The organism is Methanoregula sp., from assembly GCF_049518935.1.
GTDB lineage: Archaea > Halobacteriota > Methanomicrobia > Methanomicrobiales > Methanospirillaceae > Methanoregula.
The window spans coordinates 1-3,803 of record NZ_JBEKRH010000042.1 but is presented as its reverse complement, the minus strand read 5'-3'; the positions used below and the strand labels follow the sequence as shown (position 1 = coordinate 3,803).

The 3,803-nt window shown below is 54.4% G+C and carries 5 protein-coding genes and 1 pseudogene; 5 read left to right on the top strand and 1 reads right to left on the bottom strand.

All coding sequences use genetic code 11. From position 1 onward, the window contains the following. From ABSE13_RS13015 to ABSE13_RS12995, 5 genes and pseudogenes are all read left to right on the top strand, one after another. A pseudogene (locus ABSE13_RS13015) lies at positions 1-387 on the top strand (hypothetical protein); the annotation flags it as partial. Between the two features lie 355 nt (positions 388-742). Continuing rightward, positions 743-1,549, top strand: a complete 807-nt coding sequence (locus ABSE13_RS13010) for a methyltransferase domain-containing protein (protein WP_424028945.1) — start codon at positions 743-745, stop codon at positions 1,547-1,549. Positions 1,550-1,566: 17 nt separating this feature from the next. Beyond that, positions 1,567-2,163: an NAD(P)H-dependent oxidoreductase gene (locus ABSE13_RS13005; protein ID WP_424028944.1), complete on the top strand. Its 597-nt coding sequence runs from the start codon at positions 1,567-1,569 to the stop codon at positions 2,161-2,163. Between the two features lie 78 nt (positions 2,164-2,241). After that, positions 2,242-2,649, top strand: a complete 408-nt coding sequence (locus ABSE13_RS13000; RefSeq protein ID WP_424028943.1) for a YybH family protein — start codon at positions 2,242-2,244, stop codon at positions 2,647-2,649. Positions 2,650-2,735: 86 nt separating this feature from the next. Next, positions 2,736-2,990 (top strand): SemiSWEET family sugar transporter, encoded by a 255-nt coding sequence (locus tag ABSE13_RS12995; protein WP_424028942.1) that lies wholly within the window; start codon positions 2,736-2,738, stop codon positions 2,988-2,990. Positions 2,991-3,135: 145 nt separating this feature from the next. Here ABSE13_RS12995 and ABSE13_RS12990 read toward each other — a convergent pair whose 3' ends face one another. Beyond that, positions 3,136-3,744 carry an RDD family protein gene (locus ABSE13_RS12990; protein WP_424028941.1) on the bottom strand — a complete coding sequence of 203 codons (609 nt, stop codon included), beginning with the start codon at positions 3,742-3,744 and terminating at the stop codon, positions 3,136-3,138. Positions 3,745-3,803 lie beyond the last annotated feature (59 nt).

Here is a 3,803-nt window from a genome sequence, read left to right as displayed (position 1 = left end):
GATGCGAGTGGCATGGTCCTGAGTGTCGGCGCACCTGCTAACCCCGTTGAGCCGTATTCGAGCTATGCTGTGGGAGCCCTTGCATCCGATGATTTCTCGAGTTTCACCCTTACCTTCACGGCAAGCGATCTTTCTGCAGTCCCGGTTATCCTCCAGTGGAAGGATGCTGATGGGAACACGTTAACGACAACAAAGACCCTTGACCTGCGCTCCCTTGCCGCTTCCGGTGGAACGGGTTCGCGGTCCGGCAGCTCGGCAACCGGCGCTGCACGGGGCGGTGGCCTGAGCTCATTCTATCCCCTCATTGCCGGCGGGGTCGTCATCATCATCGCCATCGTCTTCTGGATGAAGAGGAAATGGATCGTGGCAAAATTCAGGAAGCAGTGACGGAAGTGCAGTGATCCACGTTCTGATCTTTTTTCCCATCCGTTACTCATGATAGAAATGTTTTAACGTCGAAACCTCCTTTCGCTTCCCCTGAATAAGCACGGTTCTGGCCTTTTCTCATTCAGCCTGTTTTCCTGGTCCGGGTAACCAGTATCGTGTGTCTTTCCTGTCTGCGCGATCAACTCTTGAGAATCCCCACCCGGGATCGTTTATCCGATGATCTCTTCTGGTGCTTATTGCGCGACCGTGACCATAGGAATGTGCAGTACATTTTTGTGCAATAACCAACATAAATGTACATAATCGCCGGCTCCCGCAAGACACCGGTTATGCATGTATACGGTGACCAGAACGTATGGCAGACAACAGCTATGTTCACGGATATTCAGAACGCGAATCAGAACGACTGTCGGACCAGGCCCAGACGCTCACAACCCTCCTCCACGATGATACCCGGTATCCCCCTGGGTCCCGGGTGCTCGAAGCCGGGTGCGGGATCGGCGCCCAGACCCTCATACTGGCACGAAACAGCCCGGATGCCCTGATAACCTCGGTCGATATTTCAGCGGAATCCCTGAAGCGGGCGGAAGAGATGATCCGGAAGGATGGGATCAGGAATGTGACATTCCGGCAGGGGGATATATTCCGGCTCCCGTTTGAAAAGGGCAGCTTCGATCACATCTTTGTCTGCTTCGTGCTGGAACATCTGGCAGAACCCCGGCGGGCACTTGAACAGCTCCGTCCGCTCCTGAAAGACGACGGCACGCTGACCGTGATCGAGGGGGATCATGGTTCCACGTTCTTTCACCCTGAGAACAAAGATGCTCACCGTGCGGTGCAGTGCCTTGTGGATCTCCAGCAAAAGATGGGCGGCAATGCACTGATCGGCCGGCAGCTCTATCCTCTCGTCACCGGAGCAGGATATGCGGATGTGCAGGTCTCGCCGCGGATGGTCTATGTCGATGCATCCCGGTCTGCTCTGGTGGAAGGGTTCACGAAACTGACCTTCACAGCAATGGTCGAAGGAGTCAGGAAGGACGTACTTGAACAGGGCCTGATGGAGAGGGATGCATGGGAACGTGGGATCCGGGCACTCCACCGAACCGCTGAACCGGACGGCGTTTTCTGCTATACCTTCTTCAAGGCAACCGCACGAAAATGAGTACAGCGGAGACGGACATGAACATATCAGTCATCCTCGCCCACCCGCGTCCCGGAAGTTTCAACCACGCGATAACCGACACGGCCGTTGTTACCCTCCGGGAAGCCGGTCACAGCGTTATTGTCCATGATCTGTATGCGGAGCAGTTCGATTCCCTGCTCCCTGCGGGCGAGATTTCCCGTGATGCCCCCCTTCCGCCGGGTATTGCTGCCCACTGTTCCGAGATCTCCTCAGCTGATGGCATCGTTATTGTCCACCCAAACTGGTGGGGGATGCCACCAGCGATCCTGAAAGGCTGGATTGACCGGGTGCTCCGGCCCGGTGTTGCGTACCGTTTTGCGGAGACAGACTCCGGTGAAGGCATCCCGATCGGGCTCCTGAAGGCAAAGGCAGTAATTGTCTTCAACACCTCCAACACACCTGCTGTACGGGAGCAGGAGGTATTTGGCGACCCTCTCGAACGTATCTGGAAGGACTGCATCGTCTCCTTCTGCGGTGTACCCGTATGTCACCGGCGCATGTTTGGTGTTGTTGTGACCAGCACTGCAGAGCAGCGCAAGGCATGGCTGGAGGAAGCGCGGCAGCTCATGCTTGGCACATTCCCCCGGCCCTAAAGGCAGGCCGCTCACTTTCGCCCTGTGCGTCCCCTCCCTTTTTACCAGTCCCGCCCGTTCTCTCAAGTGGAGATAAAAATGGATACTGCTGCACAGATACGCCAGATCGAAGAGACTCTCCGGTCCATGAACAGGTGCTGGACAAAAACATGGGATGAACCGGCATTCAGGGATTTCATCCACCCCGATGCCGTGGCCATAGTACCGACAACGCCCGGGCGCCTTGAAGGCCGGGATGCCTACGTGGCCGGGTGGCGGGGGTTTACAGAAACAGCGAAGATCCATGAATGGAAAGAGACGGATTACCGGGTCCAGCTCTACAACGGGGAACGATCCGCGGTTGCCACCTGCCTGTTCTCCATCACGTTTTCAATGGATGGGCAGGTGCAGACCATGAGGGGCCGGGATATGTTCTTCCTGATAAAAGAGGGTCAGCACTGGCTCGTGGTCGCAGACCAGTTTTCACCTGAACCAATGGCAGGATGAGACCACGGGTGGATCCGGCTCTTTTAAAGAACCTGAAATTCCCCTTTGTTTAAAAATACCGGACGATAATAAAATAGGAGACATTCATGGATACTATCGTACTTGTTGGCTATATTGCCGGGACGCTCACTACGGTTTCATTTGTCCCGCAGGTTATCAAGGCCTGGAAGATGCGGGAGACACGGGACCTCTCGCTTGCCATGCTCGTTCTCTTCGGTATCGGTATTCTCCTCTGGACCCTGTACGGTATCTGGACCGGTTCACTTCCTATCATCGCAGCCAATGTGATCACGTTTGTCCTGATCCTCATACTGCTATTCCTGAAGATGCGATATCGATGATCATTTTTCAGGCGCCGGGTCTGCACTTCAGATAAGGAATTGCATCGGGAAGAACATACAGAATAACCGCTGCTCAAACGGTGTCTGTATCAGCGCAGGATTGCCGTGAGGGAAAACAAAAAAGGAAAATAAAAATTTGTGTTGTTCAGTCCTGGAGGAGCACAAGACATCCCGCGATCCTGTCGTGGAGTCCCTGGTGCTTTTTCGTAAACCCGATCATGATGAACCCGATGAATATAATCAGGGCTGAGATATATTTCCCGAAGAAACGGAGCGTTGTCCGGGCAAAGGATGGCTTGTTGCCCTCGAGATCCGTGACAACAAGGCTCATGAGCACCTTGCCGGGTGTTGCCTGGCTGCGGGAGGATTCGAACCCGGCAAAGTACAGCCATGGAACGATGACAAAGAACATGCCGAATGCGGCAACGATCGGGCCGAGCGCAGCATCAAGGGTTCCCGCTTCGGTCAGATCATGGTAACTGACACCACTGACCGTCATGAAGTAGGCATATTTCAGACCGTTCGAGAGGGAGAAGAAGGCAATTGCGATCCCCCCGGCGATTAAGACTAGGATAAAATCGACGATGAATGCAATAAGCCGCCTGCCCAGACCTGCATAAACCCCGACTTCGGGCCCCTCGTCCTCTTCCGGAGTGGCTACGGGTCGTTGCTGGATGGATTCGATATCTGCCCCGCACCACTGGCAGAATTTTCCGGAGGCATCAGTCTCTTTTCCACATTTAGGACAGAACATTCGTTGAACTCCTGATATGTAAAGTTAATCCGGGTGTCCTTTTTAATTTAACTGTTCTT

Coding starts and splice junctions, on each gene's coding strand:
- ABSE13_RS12995 (WP_424028942.1), top strand. CDS start 2,736: ATGGATACTATCGTACTTGTTGGCTATATTGCCGGGACGCTCACTACG.
- ABSE13_RS13010 (WP_424028945.1), top strand. CDS start 743: ATGGCAGACAACAGCTATGTTCACGGATATTCAGAACGCGAATCAGAA.
- ABSE13_RS13000 (WP_424028943.1), top strand. CDS start 2,242: ATGGATACTGCTGCACAGATACGCCAGATCGAAGAGACTCTCCGGTCC.
- ABSE13_RS13005 (WP_424028944.1), top strand. CDS start 1,567: ATGAACATATCAGTCATCCTCGCCCACCCGCGTCCCGGAAGTTTCAAC.
- ABSE13_RS12990 (WP_424028941.1), bottom strand. CDS start 3,744: ATGTTCTGTCCTAAATGTGGAAAAGAGACTGATGCCTCCGGAAAATTC.